The sequence below is a fragment of the Helicobacter japonicus genome (assembly GCF_000762845.2).
In the GTDB taxonomy this organism is placed as follows: Bacteria; Campylobacterota; Campylobacteria; order Campylobacterales; family Helicobacteraceae; genus Helicobacter_C; species Helicobacter_C japonicus.
On sequence record NZ_JRMQ02000013.1, the window covers coordinates 39,977 to 59,617 of the forward strand.

The 19,641-nt window shown below is 36.8% G+C and carries 17 protein-coding genes; 12 read left to right on the forward strand and 5 right to left on the reverse strand.

The features are described from left to right. Nucleotides 1–7: 7 nt before the first annotated feature. From LS65_RS08220 to LS65_RS08230, 3 genes are all read right to left on the reverse strand, one after another. Nucleotides 8–1,051, reverse strand: coding sequence for a CapA family protein (locus LS65_RS08220; protein WP_034360800.1), 1,044 nt, complete (start codon nucleotides 1,049–1,051; stop codon nucleotides 8–10). A 2-nt stretch (nucleotides 1,052–1,053) separates the two neighbouring features. Next, on the reverse strand, nucleotides 1,054–2,559 hold the full coding sequence (gene trpF / locus LS65_RS08225; RefSeq protein WP_034360798.1) for a phosphoribosylanthranilate isomerase: 1,506 nt from the start codon (nucleotides 2,557–2,559) through the stop codon (nucleotides 1,054–1,056). 84 nt (nucleotides 2,560–2,643) lie between these two features. Further along, on the reverse strand, nucleotides 2,644–4,920 hold the full coding sequence (locus LS65_RS08230) for an autotransporter outer membrane beta-barrel domain-containing protein (RefSeq protein WP_052060991.1): 2,277 nt from the start codon (nucleotides 4,918–4,920) through the stop codon (nucleotides 2,644–2,646). A gap of 226 nt (nucleotides 4,921–5,146) precedes the next feature. Here LS65_RS08230 and LS65_RS08235 point away from each other — a divergent pair, with 226 nt between their 5' ends. From LS65_RS08235 to LS65_RS08245, 3 genes are all read left to right on the forward strand, one after another. After that, nucleotides 5,147–7,264 carry a carbon starvation CstA family protein gene (locus LS65_RS08235; RefSeq protein WP_034360796.1) on the forward strand — a complete coding sequence of 706 codons (2,118 nt, stop codon included), beginning with the start codon at nucleotides 5,147–5,149 and terminating at the stop codon, nucleotides 7,262–7,264. 206 nt (nucleotides 7,265–7,470) lie between these two features. After that, nucleotides 7,471–8,307: a hypothetical protein gene (locus tag LS65_RS08240; protein WP_034360795.1), complete on the forward strand. Its 837-nt coding sequence runs from the start codon at nucleotides 7,471–7,473 to the stop codon at nucleotides 8,305–8,307. Between the two features lie 10 nt (nucleotides 8,308–8,317). Continuing rightward, on the forward strand, nucleotides 8,318–9,205 hold the full coding sequence (locus LS65_RS08245) for a hypothetical protein (protein ID WP_034360794.1): 888 nt from the start codon (nucleotides 8,318–8,320) through the stop codon (nucleotides 9,203–9,205). Nucleotides 9,206–9,236: 31 nt separating this feature from the next. Here the strand turns inward: LS65_RS08245 and LS65_RS08250 are convergent, their stop codons facing one another. Further along, nucleotides 9,237–10,163: a glycosyltransferase family protein gene (locus LS65_RS08250; protein ID WP_138129838.1), complete on the reverse strand. Its 927-nt coding sequence runs from the start codon at nucleotides 10,161–10,163 to the stop codon at nucleotides 9,237–9,239. Then, nucleotides 10,127–10,552: a glycosyltransferase family 2 protein gene (locus LS65_RS10490; protein ID WP_138129839.1), complete on the reverse strand. Its 426-nt coding sequence runs from the start codon at nucleotides 10,550–10,552 to the stop codon at nucleotides 10,127–10,129. The genes LS65_RS08250 and LS65_RS10490 overlap by 37 nt, the downstream gene beginning before the upstream one ends. Nucleotides 10,553–10,716: 164 nt before the next feature. On the opposite strand from LS65_RS10490, the gene kcuS reads away from it, so the two are divergent. From kcuS to LS65_RS08300, 9 genes are all read left to right on the forward strand, one after another. Next, nucleotides 10,717–10,953, forward strand: a complete 237-nt coding sequence (gene kcuS / locus LS65_RS08260) for a KCU-star family selenoprotein (RefSeq protein WP_052061029.1) — start codon at nucleotides 10,717–10,719, stop codon at nucleotides 10,951–10,953. A 73-nt stretch (nucleotides 10,954–11,026) separates the two neighbouring features. Continuing rightward, complete coding sequence (locus tag LS65_RS08265; protein ID WP_034361221.1) at nucleotides 11,027–12,079, forward strand: microcin C ABC transporter permease YejB; 1,053 nt, start codon at nucleotides 11,027–11,029, stop codon at nucleotides 12,077–12,079. After that, complete coding sequence (locus tag LS65_RS08270; protein ID WP_034361220.1) at nucleotides 12,072–13,136, forward strand: ABC transporter permease; 1,065 nt, start codon at nucleotides 12,072–12,074, stop codon at nucleotides 13,134–13,136. Before LS65_RS08265 ends, LS65_RS08270 begins: the two co-directional genes overlap by 8 nt. Next, nucleotides 13,123–14,706 carry an ATP-binding cassette domain-containing protein gene (locus LS65_RS08275; protein WP_034361960.1) on the forward strand — a complete coding sequence of 528 codons (1,584 nt, stop codon included), beginning with the start codon at nucleotides 13,123–13,125 and terminating at the stop codon, nucleotides 14,704–14,706. Before LS65_RS08270 ends, LS65_RS08275 begins: the two co-directional genes overlap by 14 nt. Then, entirely contained in the window at nucleotides 14,693–15,385 is a 693-nt protein-coding gene (locus tag LS65_RS08280; protein ID WP_052061083.1) for a 3-methyladenine DNA glycosylase, read from the forward strand. The genes LS65_RS08275 and LS65_RS08280 overlap by 14 nt, the downstream gene beginning before the upstream one ends. 125 nt (nucleotides 15,386–15,510) lie before the next feature. Further along, nucleotides 15,511–16,284 (forward strand): hypothetical protein, encoded by a 774-nt coding sequence (locus LS65_RS08285; RefSeq protein WP_034361219.1) that lies wholly within the window; start codon nucleotides 15,511–15,513, stop codon nucleotides 16,282–16,284. Nucleotides 16,285–16,430: 146 nt separating this feature from the next. Beyond that, complete coding sequence (locus LS65_RS08290) at nucleotides 16,431–17,276, forward strand: fumarate hydratase (RefSeq protein ID WP_034361956.1); 846 nt, start codon at nucleotides 16,431–16,433, stop codon at nucleotides 17,274–17,276. A gap of 10 nt (nucleotides 17,277–17,286) precedes the next feature. Then, on the forward strand, nucleotides 17,287–17,844 hold the full coding sequence (locus LS65_RS08295) for a Fe-S-containing hydro-lyase (RefSeq protein WP_034361217.1): 558 nt from the start codon (nucleotides 17,287–17,289) through the stop codon (nucleotides 17,842–17,844). Between the two features lie 226 nt (nucleotides 17,845–18,070). Beyond that, nucleotides 18,071–19,641 (forward strand): HAMP domain-containing protein (locus tag LS65_RS08300; RefSeq protein ID WP_138129840.1); only part of this gene is annotated, 1,571 nt, incomplete at its 3' end.

The window sequence follows — 19,641 nt, forward strand, 5'->3', positions numbered from 1 at the left end:
GTATAAGCTACAATCCAGCTTGAATCTCTTGTTTGCCTTGCGTGATGATATTCATATATTCTTTATAAATTGATTTGTAGTTCGGAAGAATATTATTGTCTAATTCATTAAACCACATAAGCTTAAAATCTTTAAAATGTGTATTATAATAAGTATAGATAAGTTCAGCACGTGGATTTGAAAGCTTCACTTTACCATCTTGAATCTTTGTGATATGCACACTACCTAACATACCAATGCGTTTATTTGTCCCTCTTTGTCCTGAGATGAGATTTCCAAGTGAATAATATACTAAAGTATCGCCTATCCATTCGGCTGGCTGCACTACGTGAGGGTGTGTGCCAATGATTAAATCTACACCTAAATCTGCTAAAAATTTCGCTAAATCGCGCTGCTCTTGTGAGGGTGTGAAGTCATATTCTATACCCCAATGCATTGATACCATAAGAAAATCTACTTTCTTGCGGATATTTTCAATATCATCTTTGAGCATTTTTTTTGTATAAACATTGACAAGATATTCTTTGCCTTTTGGTAAGGGAATACCATTTGTGCCATAAGTATAAGCTAAAAGAGCATAAGTGATACCATTTTTTTGCTGAATCTGTATGTTATTGCGCTCTTTGAATGAGTCATAACTTCCTGCAGTAACAGCATGTTTTCCTTTCCAATAAGCTAAAGATGAGCGCACAGCTTTTTCTCCTCTATCAAGTGTATGATTGTTGGCAAGAGAGATGAGATTAAAACCTAAGGAGAGCATATTGTCTCCAAATTCTTGTGGTGAATTAAATGCAGGATAAGTGCTTAAGCCTAACTCTACTCCTCCTAAAATCGTCTCTTGATTATAAAAGGCTAAGTCATATTTTTTGGCTACTTCAAGTGCAGTAAGCATTTTGCTAAAATCATAGCTTCCATTTTCTTGTTTTGCGTCATTATATACTGAAGCGTGCAGAAGTGCATCGCCTGCCATAATAAGATTAAGTTCTTTGGTGGCTGCAAAGATGGAAATATTCCATAAACTCAAAACTAATACTACAAATAGTTTTTTCATTTTTACTCCTTTGTGGATTTGAGAGTTTGTTTTAGATTTTCAAGTAAGGTGTGAAATTTACAAATATCTTTTTTGCCTACTTGAGATTCTATGCCAGAGTTTATATCGAGCAAAGCGGGTTTAAGTGCTAAAAAGTCTTTAATATTATGTGGATTAATCCCACCAGCAATACATAAATATTGCTCTTGTAAAGAATGTAAAACATCTATATTAATACTTTTGCCAGAGCCACCACCTTGTGTGCTTTTAGAATCTACAAGGCAGAATGCTCCCTCATATTTTGGGTTAAAATCATCAATATGGGCAACATTTTGCACAGGATAGAAGCAAAAAAGAGATTCCTTAAGTGAAATATTGGCAAATGTATCGGGTGTGAGGGGATTTAATCCGTGTAATTGAATGGCATCAATATAGCCTTGTTCATAGAGGGATTTTGCAATACTAAGTGCAACTTTATCATCATTGACTACCGCTACACGCAAAATATGTGGATAGAGCGTTTGCAGGGCTTTGGCAATTTCTTTTATTTGTTTAGATTCTATATATCTTGGGCTATTTTCAACAAGGATAAAGCCAAGCAGTTGTATTTCTTCTTGTGCAAGTGCAAGCGCATCATCAAGATTTGTGATACCGCAGATTTTGAGTAATGGTTGAGAATCTACATCTTGAGTATGTGTGCTTAAATGTGAAAAAATTTGCTGATAAAAACGCGGTTGTGTCTTTTTAGCGTGTATAAAGGCATTTTTTAGTTTTTGTAAGGCGTGAGTAGGGTTTTTATGTGAGACGAGATAGCTTCCACAAAGCAAACCATCAAAGCCAAAGCTCCCCACGATAAAGGCAGAGTGGGGGGAATTTATGGCAGATTCAAAAATAACCTTGCTATGAGGCAGAGCATTTTTAAGTGTGCAGGCAGTAGGAATATCAATATTAAAAGTATGGAGATTGCGTGCATTAATGCCTACAAGTGCAGGATTAAGAGGGGCGATAAAATCAATTTCATTGTGATTATGCACTTCAATAAGTGGTGTAATGTCATATTTAAGACATTCATCATAAATTGATTTAAAGCGCGTAAAGCCATCGTCTTCATCGATAAACATCGCTGCAATAAGAAGCACCATATCTGCCCCAGCACGATAGCTTATCTCAATTTCTTGTGGGTATTGAATAAAATCTTTACGCAAAATACACGCACGAGGATAAGCATTTTTAACTGCCATTAAATCAGATAAACTTCCACCAAAATATCGCTCTTCACAAAGCACAGAAATTGCTCCAGCACCTCCATTAAGGTAATCACTAGCAAGTTTTGTGGGAGAATTGATAGCTCCAATTTGCCCAGCAGAAGGCGAAGCTCGTTTAATTTCAGCAATAAAAAGCATAGGTTCAAAGCAAGGTTTTATAAGCGGGTGGATTCTCTTTTGTGGAATCTTATATCCAAAATCAAAGCCTTTTTGGGTAATATCTTGTGAGCGTTGTGTTGTAATTTGAGCTAAGACTTCCACCATATCCTGTATTGTTTCCTTAAAGTTTAAGATTTTTCTCTAAAAATGAACTCAAAGAGCTTATTCTAGCATATTTGGGGTAATCACTTAGAAATGATAAGAAAGGTTTAGTGTGCCCGAATAAGTTTGAAAAGCTAAGTGTGAGCGTGAATAAAGCGCATAGGCACTTGCGGATATATTTTTTGCCATAAACAGAGAGCCACCTAGATACAATGTGAATCCAAGTGCATTTTGGGGCGCAAATTTAAGATGTGAAGAGCCAAAATCAGCGTAAAAAGAGGGATTTGTAAGTGCATATTGTATTTCTCCTCCTCCAAAGAGTTGTGTTTGATTATTAAGAGTGTATTGCATTTGTGTGCCTAGTGTGAGTTGCGGTGTATGAATAGTCCATAGAGGAGCATTAATAGTGGCTGAAGCAGTGCTTGAAGTAATCGATTCTTTGAATGCACTTTGCAAACCAAAAATATAATCAATGCCTACAAATGGCTTTATCCATAGTTTATTTAATTGTAATGGAGAGCCAATTTGGGCTGATAAACCAAGCTCATAATAAGAATAATGCGTTTGAAATGAGCTATTGTTCATTAAAAGATACCGCTTTGTTTTGTTGAAAGTCGCACCACTATATGCAAGAAGAGAAATTTCTACACCTTGCAAAAAGATTCTATCCATTAAACCTAAGGCTAAAGAGTTTGTATCAAAGTAGGTTTGTGAAGTATCAAGTGATTGAGTCATATTTGTGTTAGCATAAGTAGTAAAAGCACTAAGCTGATGTATGCCATAAGGAATCCTTACATTAATACTTACACCATTTAATGGAGACTTAAGTGAGCTGTGCGAGGTGGTAGAACTAAAAGGAGCTATGCTAAAGGTAGTTTTGCGTAGCAAGGGCGTTATTTGAGCTTTAAGTGGGATAATATTATTTTGTATCATAGCCCATATACTTAAAGGAGAGGCGTAAATCAGCATAGATTCTATATTGTCATTAAGATTATCTGCTAACATTGAGAGATAATTTCTATCGCCATAAGTATAAATGCTTTGTTGAGTTGGTGTATGAGGATTAGAAAAATTTTCTTCAAGAGCGGTAAGAATAGTTTTTGGTTGTGTAGGAAGAGTATCCATAAAGGCGTTAATAGCTTGAGTATTTTTGTTGAGTGTAATTGTTGTGCTATTTTGGATAGATTCTATAAATTCACTTTTACCACCATTTGTGATAAAATCCATTTGTGTATTGCTACCACTTAAAGTGCCCGTAATGAGTTGGTGTGTGCCAAGATTTGCTCCTGTAAGATTAACTTTGATTGCACCATTATTTGAAAGATTCCCAATAAGTTGTCCCATTTTACCATTTTGAGCACCAAAGGTAAGGGTATTTCCAGTCGCATTTTGCATTCCTTGTGTTGCTGTAATGCTTCCACCATAAATTGCTACGCTTGAGTATTGAGTATGTCCGAGTTGTGTCCCTTTATCATTGATAAGTTGTCCTACAATAGTAATTTCTCCACCATAGTTTATAAGATTCCCTCCACCCGGACTTGGTGCATCATTTTGCCACCAAGAACCTGTTACTGAATCAGCAAGTGGAATACCACCATTGTAAAAGTTACCATTTATTGTCATCTTACCATTGTTGATAAGGTTTGAAGTAGCAAGGTTTATCCCAAATGCACTTTGTCCTATATTATATACATTACCTGTAAGTTCCATTGTCCCATAATTATGAATGGTATTTTGAAATCTTATCGTGTTGGCATCTAATATCATTTGTGCGCTATTGCTAATCGTGCCTTGTGAATTAATGATGACAAAATCTGTGTTGCTTACATTGAATCTTGAGCCGCTTTCAAGAAAAAAGTTTGCTCCGCGTGAAAAATATACTTTTGATGAGGGTGCAAATTCACTTGCGGGAATTTTTTGTCCTTTTTGTAAAATAACTTCAAGCGTGGCATTTTCTCCAAGTGTGAGAGTGCCCGAAGGAGCAAAAGTATGAAAATCGTTGATACTTAGTTTTGAGTTTCTTCCTATATTTAAGCTTCCCATATAAAATACGGAATGCGTGTAACCATAGGGATTTGGTGGAGTAATACTCACAAGAGTAAGTTGAGAAGAACCACCGCTTGTAGAATATCTAAAACTATAACTGCCAGCATTGCCCATTGAGCCAAATGTGCAGTATTGATTCCCACATCTTGAGGTGAGTGTATCCATTCTATTTTCCCCATTTTGCAAAACAATAGAATCTGGAAGTCTTGCTGTGTAGTTTTGTGCCATAGTATAGGTGCAGAAAAAACCATAGAGTGCAAAGAATACAAAAATTCTATAATGCAATAAGTGCAAAAATAAGAATCTTGTTTTTTGCATAATTTTTATCCTTTTTATACATTAAATACAAATTATATTATCTTAATCTAAAACCAATGTGAGAAATCTTGAAAACAAGAAAACTTAAGTAAGATGATAGAATGTGTGAGATTGATGTTACTAATCTACTCTTAAATAAATAAAAACAAAGTTAAGTTTTTATTTAAATAATAGGCTTTAAGTTTGAAATATTTAAACTTAAAGCATCTAAAATTAAAGGAGAGCTATGAATAAAATTGTGAGTATAGGAATTTGGGGGCTCATATCGCTTTTGGGCGCGTGGTGCTTTGGTGTTTTGGCATTACATACAGGAGAGAGTATCTCGGCTGTATGGATAGTGGTGGCAGCAGTCTGTATTTATGCAATAGGTTATCGTTTTTACTCAAAGTATATCGCATATAAGGTTTTGGAGCTTGATGATAATCGTGCTACACCTGCAGTAGTCAATAACGATGGACGCGATTTTTGCCCAACGAACAAAATTGTTTTATTTGGGCATCATTTTGCAGCGATTGCGGGGGCTGGTCCTCTTGTAGGTCCAATCCTTGCTGCGCAAATGGGATATTTGCCCGGAATGATTTGGGTTGTCGTAGGTGTAGTGCTTGCAGGAGCAGTTCATGACTTCACAGTGCTTTTTATTTCTATGCGTAGAAATGGTAAGTCTCTTGGTGAAATCATTAAGTTAGAGCTTGGTAAGCCTATTGGTAGTATTGCAATGATTGGAATCTTAGGCATTATGATGCTTATCATTGCTATTTTGGCTCTTGTAGTTGTTAATGCTTTGGCTGAATCTCCTTGGGGACTTTTTACAATTGCTATGACAATTCCTATTGCTATCTATATGGGACTTCATATGCGTTATATTCGTCCGGGTAAAATTGGTGAGGCAAGCATATTAGGTTTTGTGCTTTTACTTTTGGCTCTTTACTTTGGACGTGATGTAGCGGCAAATCCTACTTTGGCAGAGATTTTTACACTTACTCCTGTTACATTGACTTATGTAATGATTGTGTATGGATTCATTGCAGCTATTTTACCTGTATGGTTCTTACTTGCACCTCGTGATTATCTAAGCACATTTTTGAAAATTGGTGTAATCGTGCTTATGGCAGGTGGTATTTTGATTGCTATGCCAGAAGTGAAGTTTGAAAGTGTATCAAAATTTGTAGATGGCACAGGACCTGTCTTTAGCGGACAGCTTTTCCCATTCCTCTTTATTACCATTGCTTGTGGAGCGATTAGTGGATTCCACGCATTAATTTCTAGCGGGACAACTCCAAAAATGTTGGAAAAAGAATCTCACGCAAGAATGGTAGGTTATGGTTCTATGGTTATGGAATCTGCAGTTGCGGTTATGGCTTTAATTGCTGCAGTTATCCTTACTCCGGGCTTATATTTTTCTATTAATGTCGCTCCAGCTGGACTTGGCACTGCTGGAATTAAAGATGTAGCAGAGGCAGCAGCTATTGCAGCACAAACCATTAGCTCTTGGGGCTTTGTGGTAACACCTGAAGAAATTTTAGGTATGGCACAAGACATTGGTGAAAATAGTATTTTAAGTAAAACTGGTGGTGCGCCGACTTTTGCGATTGGACTTGCCACTATTATTGCTCAAGTGCCACTTTTTAATCAAGGTTCTGTGGCATTTTGGTATCACTTTGCAATTTTGTTTGAAGCACTCTTTATTTTGACTGCTGTTGATGCAGGGACTCGTGCTGGACGCTTTATGGTGCAAGATGTGTTAGGAAATGTGTATAAACCTATTGGTAATATTCACTCATTGTTTTGGGGCATTGTTGCTACTTTAATTTGTGTGGCTGGTTGGGGTTATATCCTCTATCAAGGTGTTACTGACCCACAAGGTGGTGTAAAATCACTTTGGACACTCTTTGGTGTATCAAATCAAATGCTTGCAGGTATTGCATTACTCACTGTTATCACGGTTCTATTCAAAATGGGTAAAGCAAAACAAGCGTGGGTGGCAATTTTACCTGCTGCTTGGGTGCTTATTAGCACACTTTATGCAGGTATCCTTAAACTTCTCCCTGCAAATGGCGAAAGAGTCCACGATGCGGTGAGTCATATTGCTATATGGCAAATCAATAGTGCAAAAGCTGCTGCTGAAACTGACCCCCTCTTAGCTGAAAAATTTGCTACTATTGCAACAAACAACCTCGTGAATGCTTCACTTTGTGCGTTATTTATGTGCGTTACTATTTTGGTGCTTATTCAATGTGTGAGAATCTGTTTGCGCTGCTCTAAAGGCACAAATGACCTTCCACTTGCTGAAACTCCTTACCGCAAGGCAAGTGAGTTTGAAAAAGGTATGGCAGGTATCCATTAAAATATGCCCCTTTTTGGGGTATGAATCTTTTTGTTTTTTTGTTGAGAATCTCTTGTGTTTGATGAGATTCTCACTTTCTTTTTTTATCTTTTGCTTATCTCTTTATGTGTATAATCGTTACACTCTTAATCAAGAACCATTATTAATAATTTCGTTTTTTTTTTTTTTGATAAACTTTAAATTGCTAAATCAGTGGAGGGGGATTTATGAAACGCATTATATTTATCATTTTGGTATTAGTTTTAGCTGTGCAGAGCAAGGCTGATGAACTTATAAGTGGCGGTTTTGCAAAATTAGGCTTAAACTATGCTTATTTGACACATAGTGCAGGAAAAAGTCGCACAGAAAGTGTGCATATGGCATTGTTTGTTGATTATTATTATATTTTTGAAAATGGCTTTGGTCTTGGTTTTGATACATCACTTGGAGCAAGCACGGGCAATACAAACGGATATTATCCCTTGCAAGAAGCAGAAAGTCTTACTAGCACTAAACCTTTTCAAACACAATCTTTTCTACAAACTCAAAATATAAGAGTGGGATACTATTTTGTGAGACGCACTTATGATAAACCTCTTTATATTGGCACAGGACTCAATATAGAGCAATACAGCAATTCTTCTACCAATACTCCAGCTATTGGAATGATTGTAGGTAATTATATCCCTATTGAATTACGAGGTGATATAAGAGTAAATCCTCGTTTTATGTTTGAATATCTTTTTGCTTATGATATAGGCGTAGCCCAAGGTTTAACAATTCTCTATGATGAGGATAATAAAACAAAAGTTTCGGCTAAAAATGGCTATGGATTGCGCTTAAACCTTGGTGGGAGGTATTATGTGAGCAAAAAAGTGTCTTTTTATGCAAATATCTTGGCTTCATATCATAGCTTTGGAGCATCAGAGAGTGCGACTATTAGTATTATACAGCCACCTGCAGGCACGACAATTACGCCCGGCTATAAGCCCGGAAGTGCTGTTGTCTCTTATCCTCGCTCAAGTATAAGCTATGTAGGCTTACAAATAGGCATTGGGTATTAAGGAGGGCAAAATGAAAAGAGTAAAACTATCTCAAATCTTTCTTGTAGTCTCTGTTTGTTCTACTTTGTTTTGTAATGTAAGCACGGCAGATGACAATGTGTTTATAGGGGATTCTAAGTGGCAAAAGAGTCTTATAAAAAATGGCTTTTATCGTTCTCTTGGCTTTTATAGTGGATATTACTATTATGGTGAAGTCGATACAAGAAAAAATGATGCAGAAGTTATGCATATGGATTTGCTTATGTTTGGGCTTATGGGGCAGATAGGGCATATCTCACAAGGTATTAAGCTAGAGGGGACATTGAGGCTAAACTATGCACTTGGACTTTATACAGGCGGTATTTTAGACGCAGATAATCCCGATAGAAATGGTAAGCCTGTAAAAAGCATTGATGGAGCGAGTATGGGAGATATAGAGCTAAAGGGTGGATATAATTTGCTTAAGCATTCATCTTATACCTCACTTTACTTGCAAACCGGGCTTGGCTATTTTCTTAATCGTAATGAACTCACAAGTATGAAGCGAATACAGGGGTATTTGTATGTGCCTTTAGAGGTTGAGGGGGAAGTGCTTTTGAATCAAAAACTAGCATTTACCTATGGTGGTGGCTATCGCTATTTTATTTTTGGTAATCATTTGAGCGAAAATACCACGACTGAAAGAGGAAAATTAAAAGTTACACAAAAACAAGGCTTTGGATTCTCAGCCTTTATTGGAGCAAATTTTTTCACCAAATCACAAGAATTGCGTTTATTGCGTTTGGTGTATGAGTATTGGAGTGTTGGAGATTCTAAAACAAGCCCTATGGTGAGTGTCTATACCGGTGATACACATTATTTCTATGAGCCTAAAAATAGCACACATCGTGTGTTTATTCAATATAGCTTTGGGTTTTAATAAAGAGATTCTTTAATTAAGAGGCAATATATTACAATCTCCTTTTCAATATGTTTTTACAAGTGTGTAAAATACTAAAAATATATGGTGCAAAGTAGGCAAGTTTCTTTGAGGAGCTTACCCATTTTGTGTATGGTTTTAGCGGTTTTAAAAGTGTGCGGAGATTTCTAGGGTCAGATTCTAATTTAAGTCCTCCAAAAGCCCAATCAACATATTTTGAAATAAATACATTGAGTTTATCTCTGATATCTTTTTCACTAGGCGGTAATGTATCGATAAAGGCTAAAATACCTAAACATACATAAGCAATGGAATAGGAAAAATAGTATTGTTTTATTTTGAGATTGTTATTAAAGGTATTTGCAATGTCTGCCATATATGCAGGATAGGATTTTAGAGGCTCACTTTTACTAAAAGCCAAATCTACCGTAGAGTTTGCTCTTAAGCGATAAATATAGAGTTTTTGCGTGATAAGCAAAGTGGATTGAGCTTTAGCAAAAAGTATCATACCAAAGAGAGTGTCTTGAGCTCGAATCTGTGCGCTAAATCGGAGTTTTTCGCATAATTTCTTACGAAAAACTCCGCCCCATACCCAATGGAATTTTTCTAGATTTTTCCATAATTTTATAGTTGGTAATGGTGTGCGTATATCTTCTTCATCTAATCCCAAAAAATCTAAAAGATTTTTATGCCATTCGTCATCAGGGATTATGCCATCTTCAGCAAGATGGATTGTGTCGTGCCATACAATGTCATTTTCTCCGATATGTTCCATACAAGTAGCAATACAATCAGGAGTAATCATATCATCTGAATCTACAAAGTGCAAAAACTCAATATCATTTGGCGGGGTTTGCGTGTGAGAGAAAATAATGCAAGAATTGATACTATAATCAATAGGTTTAAAGGGGATAGATAAGCTTAAACTTTTTTTATACCCCCCCCCCCCATTATACATTCTAGCGGCTCTCCTGTGAGATAATTGATATTATTTGCACTTAGGGCATTTGGCTTAAGAGTGGCTTTAAATACAAAAGTAGGCAATCTGTGAGATTCTAAATCTTGCTCTACCTCTATGATTGGCGTGAAAGTAAAGCCATTGCTTATATATTCTAGCCCCATATTTCTCGCACTACTTTGACCTCCATTACTTTTGCAAATAAGTGTAATACGATAATCTTTGTCAAAGTATTCTTTTGCAATCTCTGTGCTTTTATCGTTACTCCCATCATCAATGAGGATAATACTAAGATTCTTATAGCTTTGATGAATGATAGAATCTAGACAAGCTGCGAGATATTTTTCTACATTGTAGATTGGCACGATGATTGCCACTTTTGGTTGCATAGCCCCCCCCCCTGTATTAATGTGTATAATTATAGCATATAATTATTTAGAGGAGCTTATGTGTGCAGTTAAACTTAATACACTATGATTATGCGTTAGATTTTGTGAAATTGATTTTTAATGAGGTTTCTACAAATGAGATTCCATAAAAAGCGTGGTAGTCAATGGAAAATGATGACAAAGCGCGTAAAGGGCATTTGTATAAGATTTGGTGGCATAAGTTAAAGGTGCTTTATCGGCGCAGTGATAGGTTTTTTCATTTGCTTGTGGGTATGCCAAGCTACGATAAATACTTAGAACATATGAGAATCCACCACCCTGATACAATCCCCAAAACGCAAAAAGAGTTTTTTGCTGAAGCTTTAGAGGCAAAATATGGTGCAGGAAGCACAAAGTGCTGATAGAAAAATATCGCAAGGTATGCGAAAACAAAACTAAAAATGTTTTTTAAACTCCATATTTTAGAGGCAAATAATGTTAGGTTATATTTTAAAGCGGCTTTTGCTTGTTGTTCCTACACTTATAGGTGTAATAAGCATTAATTTTTTGCTTATGCAACTCGCTCCGGGTGGTCCTGTGGAACAGACAATTGCTAAAATTGAAAATATGGGGCATTTAAGTGAGGCTGCAGTAGGGCAAAACACTCTCTATAAAGGCTCTATTGGCTTAGAACCAGAACTTATAGAAGAGATAAAAAAGCTTTATGGTTTTGATAAATCTTTAACCGAGCGGTATTTTCAAATGCTTTTTAATTTTGCGTGTTTTGATTTTGGTGAGAGTTTTTATAGCCAATCAAGTGTGCTTTCAATCATTATACAAAAATTGCCTGTGTCTATCTCGCTAGGGATATTTAGCACACTCATTATTTATCTTATTAGTATCCCGCTAGGCATTGCAAAAGCAGTGCGCAATGGTTCGCACTTTGATGTGATAAGTAGCGTCATTATTGTTGTGCTTAATGCGATTCCGGCATTTATGTTTGGCGTGGTGCTTGTCGTGCTGTTTTGTGGAGGAAGTTATTTTGATATTTTTCCTTTGCGAGGATTGGTAAGTGAAAATTTTGAATCTTTAAGTATGTGGGGCAAGGTTAAAGATTATTTATGGCATTTGTTTTTGCCTGTGCTGTGTATTTCTATCGGTGGATTTGCAACATTGAGTATGCTAAGTAAAAATTGCTTTTTGGAAGAAATACACAAAAGCTATGTCATAAGTGCGCGGGCAAAGGGTGGGAGTGAATCCCATATACTCTATAAGCATATTTTTCGCAATGCAATGCTTTTAATCGTCAGCGGATTCCCTGCAGTCTTTGTAGGAGCTTTTTTTAGTGGGAGTTTGCTTATTGAGATTATTTTTAGTCTTGATGGTTTGGGGCTTTTGGGATATGAAAGTGTGATTAATCGTGATTATCCTGTAATTTTTGGCACACTTTATATTTTTACTTTTATAGCATTGCTTATTGGGATTGTAAGTGATGTAATGTATTACCTCATTGACCCGCGTATCCATTTTGGGAGTAAATATGCCTAGTATGTTTCGCGCTCGTTGGCGTGTATTTAGACAAAATAAACGCGCTTTTTATTCTTTAGTCTGTTTTGTATTTCTTTTTTTTATAAGTATATTTGCAGAATTTATCGCTAATGACAAGCCACTTTTTATTTATAAAGATTCCAAGATGTATTTTCCTGTGTTTGTAAATTATCCAGAAACTGCTTTTGGTGGGGATTTTGAGACTTGGAGCGATTATTTAGATAGCTATGTGAGAGATGAGTTACTTAAAGATGCTTTTGTGATTTATGCGCCCATTCCTTATAGCTATGATAGCATTGTTATGGATTTACCTACTCAAGCTCCAACGCCACCTGATTCTAAGCATTATTTAGGCACAGACGATAAAGCAAGAGATGTGGCTGCGAGACTTATTTATGGATATAGAATCTCTATTGTTTTTGCCCTTATCTTAAGTGTGTGTAGTGTCGTTATCGGTGTGAGTGTAGGAGCATTACAAGGATATTATGGAGGCAAAATTGATTTAATAGGGCAGCGGCTTATTGAGATTTTAAATGCTGTGCCTATTTTGTTTGTGATTATTATCATCTCAAGCGTATTTGAGCCGAGCTTTATGTGGATTTTATGTGTGGTGTTAGCATTTTCGTGGATGATACTTGTTAATCTTGTAAGGGCTGAATTTTTAAAAGCACGGAATCTTGAGTATGTGAGAGCTGCAAAAGCAATGGGGGTGAGTGATTTAAAAATTATGTTTGTGCATATTTTACCCAATGCGATGAGTGCTACACTTACTTTCACGCCTTTTATTATGGCAGGAAGCATTGTAACGCTTAGTAGTCTTGATTTTTTAGGTTTTGGTATGCCTGTGGGAAGTGCGAGTTTGGGTGAGCTTTTGGCACAAGGAAAGAATAATCTTTCTAGTCCGCATTTAGGCATAAGTGCATTTGTCGCTTTGTGTGTGTTACTTTCAATCCTTGTTTTTATCGGTGAGGGCGCACGCGATGCACTTGACCCACATATAAAGCCAAGTATGCAATCTCACATAGATTCAAAGGATAAAAATGATTTTAGAGATTAAAAATCTTTATGCTTCATTTTTACATTCTTCACATTTTTGTTTAAGTGATGTATCCTTGAGTATCGCCAAGCGTCAAAAAGTAGCACTTGTGGGAGAATCTGGCTCGGGTAAAAGTATGCTTGCACAGATGATTTTGCGACTTCAAGATAATATTGCTATTCAAAGCGGCGAAATATGCTTTAATCATTGTAATATCCTTACTCTTAACCCAAAGAATTTACGTGCTTTGCGAGGAAAAGACATTGCTTATATTCCCCAAGAGCCACTCTCAAGCCTAAATCCTCTCCACAAATGTGGCAAGCAGATTCTAGAGAGCTTTTATATTCACGCAGATGAGCTTTATCCTCATTTGCGTGGTAAGGCATTGTATATGAAAGCACAAGAGAAGCTAGAGGAAATTTTAGAATCTGTGGGGCTAGATACACATTTTGCACAAAGTTATCCCTTTGAACTAAGCGGAGGGCAAAAGCAACGTGTGGCAATCGCGATGAGTATTATTAATAATCCCGCACTTCTTATTTGTGATGAGCCAACAACTGCGCTTGATGTGCTTGTTCAGCGGCAGATTATGGATTTGCTTTCCCATCTTAGCACTCAAAGCGCAATTTTATTTATTAGCCACGATTTGGGTGTGGTGAAAGATTTTTGCGATAAGGTTGTCGTAATGAAAGAGGGCAAAGTTGTAGAGGAAAATACGACAAGTGGGATTTTCACTCAACCCAAACATTCCTATACGCGTTTTCTTATAGAATCTTTAGAGTTACCCCCTAAAGTGCATAAGGCTTTAAATTCACAAGAAAACACACTTTTAAAGGTGGAGAATTTGAGTGTGGGTGTGTCTGTGCGGCATTTGTTTAAAACTCATTTTAAGCCTCTTGTATCAAATGTCAATTTTACCTTGCAAAATGGGCAGATTCTAGGCGTAGCTGGGGCTTCTGGTAGTGGCAAATCAAGCTTAGCATTAGGCTTATTGCGATTGCTTGAAATAGAGGGAGGTATATATTTTAAAGGGCGTAGATTTACAAATTCAAAAGATATACAAACATTAAGAAAGCATATCAGCATAGTATTTCAAGACCCTTTTTCTTCGCTTTCACCGAGATTTACCATAGGAGATATTATTGCAGAGGCTTTGGGTGCGAGATTTACTGCTTGTAAGGAAAAAGTGCAATGGGCTTTAGAATCTGTGGGACTAGATACACATTTTGCACAAAGTTATCCCTTTGAACTAAGCGGAGGACAAAAGCAGCGCGTGGCGATTGCTCGCGCTATCGTGCGTAAGCCAAATATATTGCTCCTTGATGAGCCAACTTCTGCACTTGATAAAAGCTCTCAAAAGCTTATTCTTAGACTTTTATTGCAGCTTCAAGAGCAATTAGATATGAGCTATATTTTTATCACGCACGATTTGGAGATTTTACGAGCTTTAAGTGATGAGATTCTTATTTTGCATAAAGGGCGTGTAGTGGAGCAAGGAGCGAGCAAAGAGGTATTTGTTAATCCTCAAAATGCGTATGCAAAAAGTCTTATTGAGGAGTTTTTTAAAAGAGGCACAAATGATAGAATCTAGTTTTAATTTACTGAAATCCCTTAAATCTTATGGACTTTTAGCAGGGAAGCCTAGTTGGTGGTGGAAAGGAGCGGGGAGTTTTGAAGTTGTGTTAGGAGCAATTTTAGTGCAAAATACGCAATGGAGCAAAGTAGAATCTATGCTCGAATCTATGCGTAAAGCGAGTATTTTAAGCGGGGATTGCCAAAAAGATTTACAATCTTTGGCGCAGGTAGATTCTATGATTTTACAATCACATATTATTGGTTTGCAGAGACAAAAATCAGCTTATATTAAGAGTATTTCACAGGCGATTTTAACAGATTTTGGAAGTTTTGAAAGTTTTAAGGAAAATGTGGATTTTGAATGGCTTATCACGCAAAAAGGCATAGGACGCGAGAGTGCGTATGCAATTTTAAATTATGCTTGTGCGCGTGAAGTAATGGTTGTCGATAGATACACTTACAAGTTACTTTGTGTGCTTGGTAGGGAAATAGAGGATTATGAGGAATTGCGGAGCTTTTGTGAGAATGGCATAAAAGAGAATCTTGCTTTAGTTTATGAGCTTTATCCACAGGATATGAGCCTAGCACAGATTTTTGCGCGCTTTCACGGCAAGATTGTAGAGTTTAGCAAGAGCAAAGGCGATACAAAGCAACTTGCAAGAGATATATGTCTTAAAATATTATCATTGAGGTGAGATAAGATTTGAGACTTAGTTTATAAAAGTAAAATAATATTTTATTAATATTTAAAAAGTATTTTTATATACTCAAGCATTTTTTTCAAAGAAGCAGAAGCGCAATATTTTTAAAGGAGGCAATAATGAGAAAATTTTTTTCATTATTTGTCTTATTATCCTTAGTTACCTCCTTGTATAGCTGTCAGCCTATGCTAGGTGGTTGTTATAATATACAAATGGGCTTGGGTGCTTATGTGAATAATCAGTTTTTTAACCCATCTACACTTACAAATGTCGGTGGGTATGTTACTCCGCGTTTGGCTTGGTGGAATAAGCGGTGGCACACAGGACTTGAGGCAAACTTTGGCATTGCAAAAGTTAAAGGCGATAGCACAAAAGCCCTCTATTTTTTTGAGAATGATAAGCACACAAATAGTGGCATAATTAATGCCTCTATCTTTGGCGGGGTAAATCTAGGCACACTTCAATCTCCTATTTTTTTAGATATGCTTCTTTTTACACATTTTAATATCTATGACCAAAGCACTCGTAGTATTGAAAATGGATATTTATATACTGGTATGCAGCTTTCCCATATTGTGTATATGAGCGATTTTTGGAATCTAGAATGGGGGCTTGGCTATGGATATATGCTCCTTGGATTTTATGATATAAATATGAGTGCGAATATACCTTATCCATACACAATCCCTACACGTGTGCAATCACAACCTAATCATTTATTAAAAGCCTACACGACTCTCACTATGGGGCGGACATATTATATGCGTTTAAATATAATGTATTTTACACCACAAGATTCAAAAAGTTTTGCTTTATATAGCGATAATATGAAATTCTCCCATAAAGGCGACATAATGGTAGGCTTAGAATTTGGGTGGAATTTAAAATATTAAGGAGACCAAGTTAATGCTTTATAGATCTTCGCGCTTTTGTGGGCTTACACAAAAATAAACTCTATGGGCTTTATAGTAAGCTTCATCTCACACTTACCCATTTAGATTCTGCATCTTCAAATTCAAATAAAAATAAGGAGGAAGTAATGAGAGAAGTGCAATACGAAGATATTAAATCTGCTGTTGCTAAACTTGCCATTAATGCGTGTTGTATCCAAACGCCGGATATTAAACGCGCTTTTAGTGCGGCAAAAGGAAGCGAGAAGTCTGCTTTGGGGCAAAATATCCTAGATACGCTTATTGAAAATGGCAAGATTGCAGAAAGCAATATGATGCCTATCTGTCAAGATACAGGAATGACTGTGGTATTTGTAGAAATTGGACAAGATGTGCATATTACAGGAGGTTATCTTGAAGATGCAATTAATGAGGGCATTAAAGAAGGTTATACCAATGGTTATTTGCGTAAGTCTGTCGTAGAAGAACCACTCTATGAGCGCAAAAATACGACAAACAATTCTCCTGCGGTGATTCATACGCGTATGATTAAAGGTGATAAATTACATTTAAAAGTTTGCCCCAAAGGCTTTGGAAGCGAGAATAAGAGCATTCTAAAAATGCTTGTCCCAGCCGATGGCATTGAGGGTGTAAAAAAAGTATTCACCGAAGCGGTGAAACTTGCAGGACCCAATGCTTGTCCTCCTATGGTGATTGGCGTAGGAATTGGCGGGACAATGGAAAAGGCAGCACTTCTAGCAAAACAAGCCGCAGTGCGTGAAATAGATTCTAAGAATCCCGATGCGCGTTATGCGAAGCTTGAAGAGGAATTGCTAGAAATTGCAAACAGCACCGGTGTAGGACCACAAGGGCTAGGCGGGACAACTACGGCATTTAAGGTTAATGTAGAATGGTATCCTACACACATTGCGGGGCTTCCTGTGGCGGTGAATATCAACTGCCACGCTGCGCGACACGCGGATATTGAGCTTTAAGGAGGGAAAAATGGGAGAGCCAAAAAAAATTACTGCACCTTTGAGTAAAGAAGTAGCAAAAAGTCTTAAAGCAGGGGAGAGCGTTTTGATTAGCGGGACGATTCTCTGCGCGCGTGATGCGGCACATAAAGCCCTGACAGAAGCGTTAGCGCGTGGAGAAAAACTCCCTGTGGATTTAAAGGGTGAGACGATTTATTATCTAGGACCCACTCCTGCAAAGCCGGGCAATGCGATTGGTAGTGCTGGACCTACGACAAGCGGGAGAATGGATAAATACACGCCGACAATCATTGAGCAAGGCATTCACGGAATGATTGGCAAGGGCTATCGTAGCAAGGAAGTTATAGATTCTATGGTAAAGCACGGCGTGGTGTATATGGTGGCTGTGGGTGGCGCAGCGGCACTGATTTCAAAATGTATCACAAAATACGAGGTTTTAGCCTATCCCGAGCTAGGACCTGAAGCGGTTGCTAGACTTACGATTGAAAACTTCCCCGCTATTGTCGCCATTGACGCAGAGGGCAACAATTACTACGAGGTTGGACAAGCTCCGTATAGGAAAATTTAGCATTTTTATCCCATAGATTCCTAAATAAAGGAATCTATGGGCTATTTTAGATGAATCTTATTTCACTTTTTTTTGAAAATTCCATAATTTTAACTCGTATTATACTTTGAAGCATTGTTTCTTTTTTCTCCCTACCTTTTGATAAAATTAAATTTATTTTTACATTTTATAGTATTTCTTTATTTTTTATATTAAAATTCAAAGTTTAAAAATACAGGAGGATACAATGAATTTTTTTCGTTCTTTAAATATTGGCACAAAAATTGTGTTTGCTTTTTCAAGTATATTGCTTGTTTGTATGTTCATTGTTACGATAATTATTGTAACAATTTCACATAATATTCAAGAAGAAGAATCAAATAAAATGCTTATCAACGCCGCCAAACGTGAAGCAAATTGGGCAGAGGGAATTTTTAATGGAATTTTTACTGCTATGAATGCCTCAAGAGGGTTTGTATTGCGTGATGTGCAAAATGGCGGACAGGCTATTTTAGAAAATGATGTTATAGATATGTTTGATAGCAATGAATGGGGAAATTTTGCTTATGTATATATTGCCAAAGATGAGCGATACAGAGGTGAGAGAATTGTAAATCCTAAGCATAGATTGCCCAATGGTGATTTTATGGTTTTAGCCATTAGTGATGGAAATAACGAAAGTCATATTATCCAAGCAAGTGAATCAATTGCAAATTTTAATAGTGTGCAAAAAGCCTTAGAGACAGGGAAACCAGTGGTAGGTTCGCCCTCGTGGCAAACTATTAATGGTAAAGAGTATTTTGGTATGGGGATAAATCAGCCTCTTATAGATAAGAGAGGTGTTGTATATGGGGTTTTAGGCGTATTTATTGATTTGGCAAGCGTTTCGGCAATACTTCAAGATCCTAAAAATTCTATTTATAAGGGCGACTTTAAGGGTATGTATGCGACAGATTCGACCATTGCCGCTCACGGGAGAAAAGAATTTTTGGGTAAATTTTTACGAGAAGTAAATCAAAGTCCTACAATGAATGAACTCAAACACGCAATTGAAAATCAAATTGAGGGAATCTTTAGCTATATCAATTCACTAGGTGAGATGAGTTATACCTCTGTGGCAAATGTCTATATTGGTGATAGTGATGATATAGCAGCGGTATGGACAATCATTGTTTCGGCTCCAGAGAGTTCTATTTATGCATCTGTTTTAAAGCTTAGAAATATAATGATAGCTGCAAATCTTGTTGTTGTCGTTGTTGTAACATTTATGATATTTATTTTTGTTCGCACACAAATTGTTGCACGATTAAGAAATATTTCGCACTTGCTTTTTGACTTCTTTAAATATATCCGCCACGAAGTAGAGAATCCTCCAGCATTATTAACTCCAAAGGCAAATGATGAGTTTGGGCAAATGGCAAAAGAAATTAATGAAAACATACAAGACGTGCAAGAAGGTTTAGATAAAGATAAAAAGGCGGTAGAACAAGCAATTCAAACTGCTAAGGCAATAGAAAATGGAGATTTGACTGCTAGAATTGTAGAGAATCCTCATAATCCACAGCTTAATGAATTAAAAGAAGTGCTTAATGCAATGCTTAATGTGCTTCAACATAGAGTAGGTAGTGATATGAATGAGATTGTTCGTGTGTTTGAATCTTATAAATCTCTTGATTTCACAACAGAAGTGGTTAATGCTTCAGGTAGTGTGGAAATAACTACAAATACCCTAGGAGAAGAAATTAGAAAAATGCTATCAACAAGTGCTGCCTTTGCTCAAACATTAGGTGAAGAAGCTCAAAATCTTCAAGAAGCAGT

Excerpts from the sequence above, each read along its gene's own strand:
- kcuS (WP_052061029.1), top strand. The coding sequence starts at position 10,717 with ATGGAAAATGATGACAAAGCGCGTAAAGGGCATTTGTATAAGATTTGG.
- LS65_RS08235 (WP_034360796.1), top strand. The coding sequence starts at position 5,147 with ATGAATAAAATTGTGAGTATAGGAATTTGGGGGCTCATATCGCTTTTG.
- LS65_RS08230 (WP_052060991.1), bottom strand. The coding sequence starts at position 4,920 with ATGCAAAAAACAAGATTCTTATTTTTGCACTTATTGCATTATAGAATT.
- LS65_RS08220 (WP_034360800.1), bottom strand. The coding sequence starts at position 1,051 with ATGAAAAAACTATTTGTAGTATTAGTTTTGAGTTTATGGAATATTTCC.
- LS65_RS08240 (WP_034360795.1), top strand. The coding sequence starts at position 7,471 with ATGAAACGCATTATATTTATCATTTTGGTATTAGTTTTAGCTGTGCAG.
- LS65_RS08250 (WP_138129838.1), bottom strand. The coding sequence starts at position 10,163 with ATGTATAATGGGGGGGGGGGGTATAAAAAAAGTTTAAGCTTATCTATC.
- LS65_RS08280 (WP_052061083.1), top strand. The coding sequence starts at position 14,693 with ATGATAGAATCTAGTTTTAATTTACTGAAATCCCTTAAATCTTATGGA.
- LS65_RS08245 (WP_034360794.1), top strand. The coding sequence starts at position 8,318 with ATGAAAAGAGTAAAACTATCTCAAATCTTTCTTGTAGTCTCTGTTTGT.
- LS65_RS08285 (WP_034361219.1), top strand. The coding sequence starts at position 15,511 with ATGAGAAAATTTTTTTCATTATTTGTCTTATTATCCTTAGTTACCTCC.
- LS65_RS08295 (WP_034361217.1), top strand. The coding sequence starts at position 17,287 with ATGGGAGAGCCAAAAAAAATTACTGCACCTTTGAGTAAAGAAGTAGCA.
- LS65_RS08270 (WP_034361220.1), top strand. The coding sequence starts at position 12,072 with ATGCCTAGTATGTTTCGCGCTCGTTGGCGTGTATTTAGACAAAATAAA.
- LS65_RS08290 (WP_034361956.1), top strand. The coding sequence starts at position 16,431 with ATGAGAGAAGTGCAATACGAAGATATTAAATCTGCTGTTGCTAAACTT.
- LS65_RS08265 (WP_034361221.1), top strand. The coding sequence starts at position 11,027 with ATGTTAGGTTATATTTTAAAGCGGCTTTTGCTTGTTGTTCCTACACTT.
- trpF (WP_034360798.1), bottom strand. The coding sequence starts at position 2,559 with ATGGTGGAAGTCTTAGCTCAAATTACAACACAACGCTCACAAGATATT.
- LS65_RS10490 (WP_138129839.1), bottom strand. The coding sequence starts at position 10,552 with ATGCAACCAAAAGTGGCAATCATCGTGCCAATCTACAATGTAGAAAAA.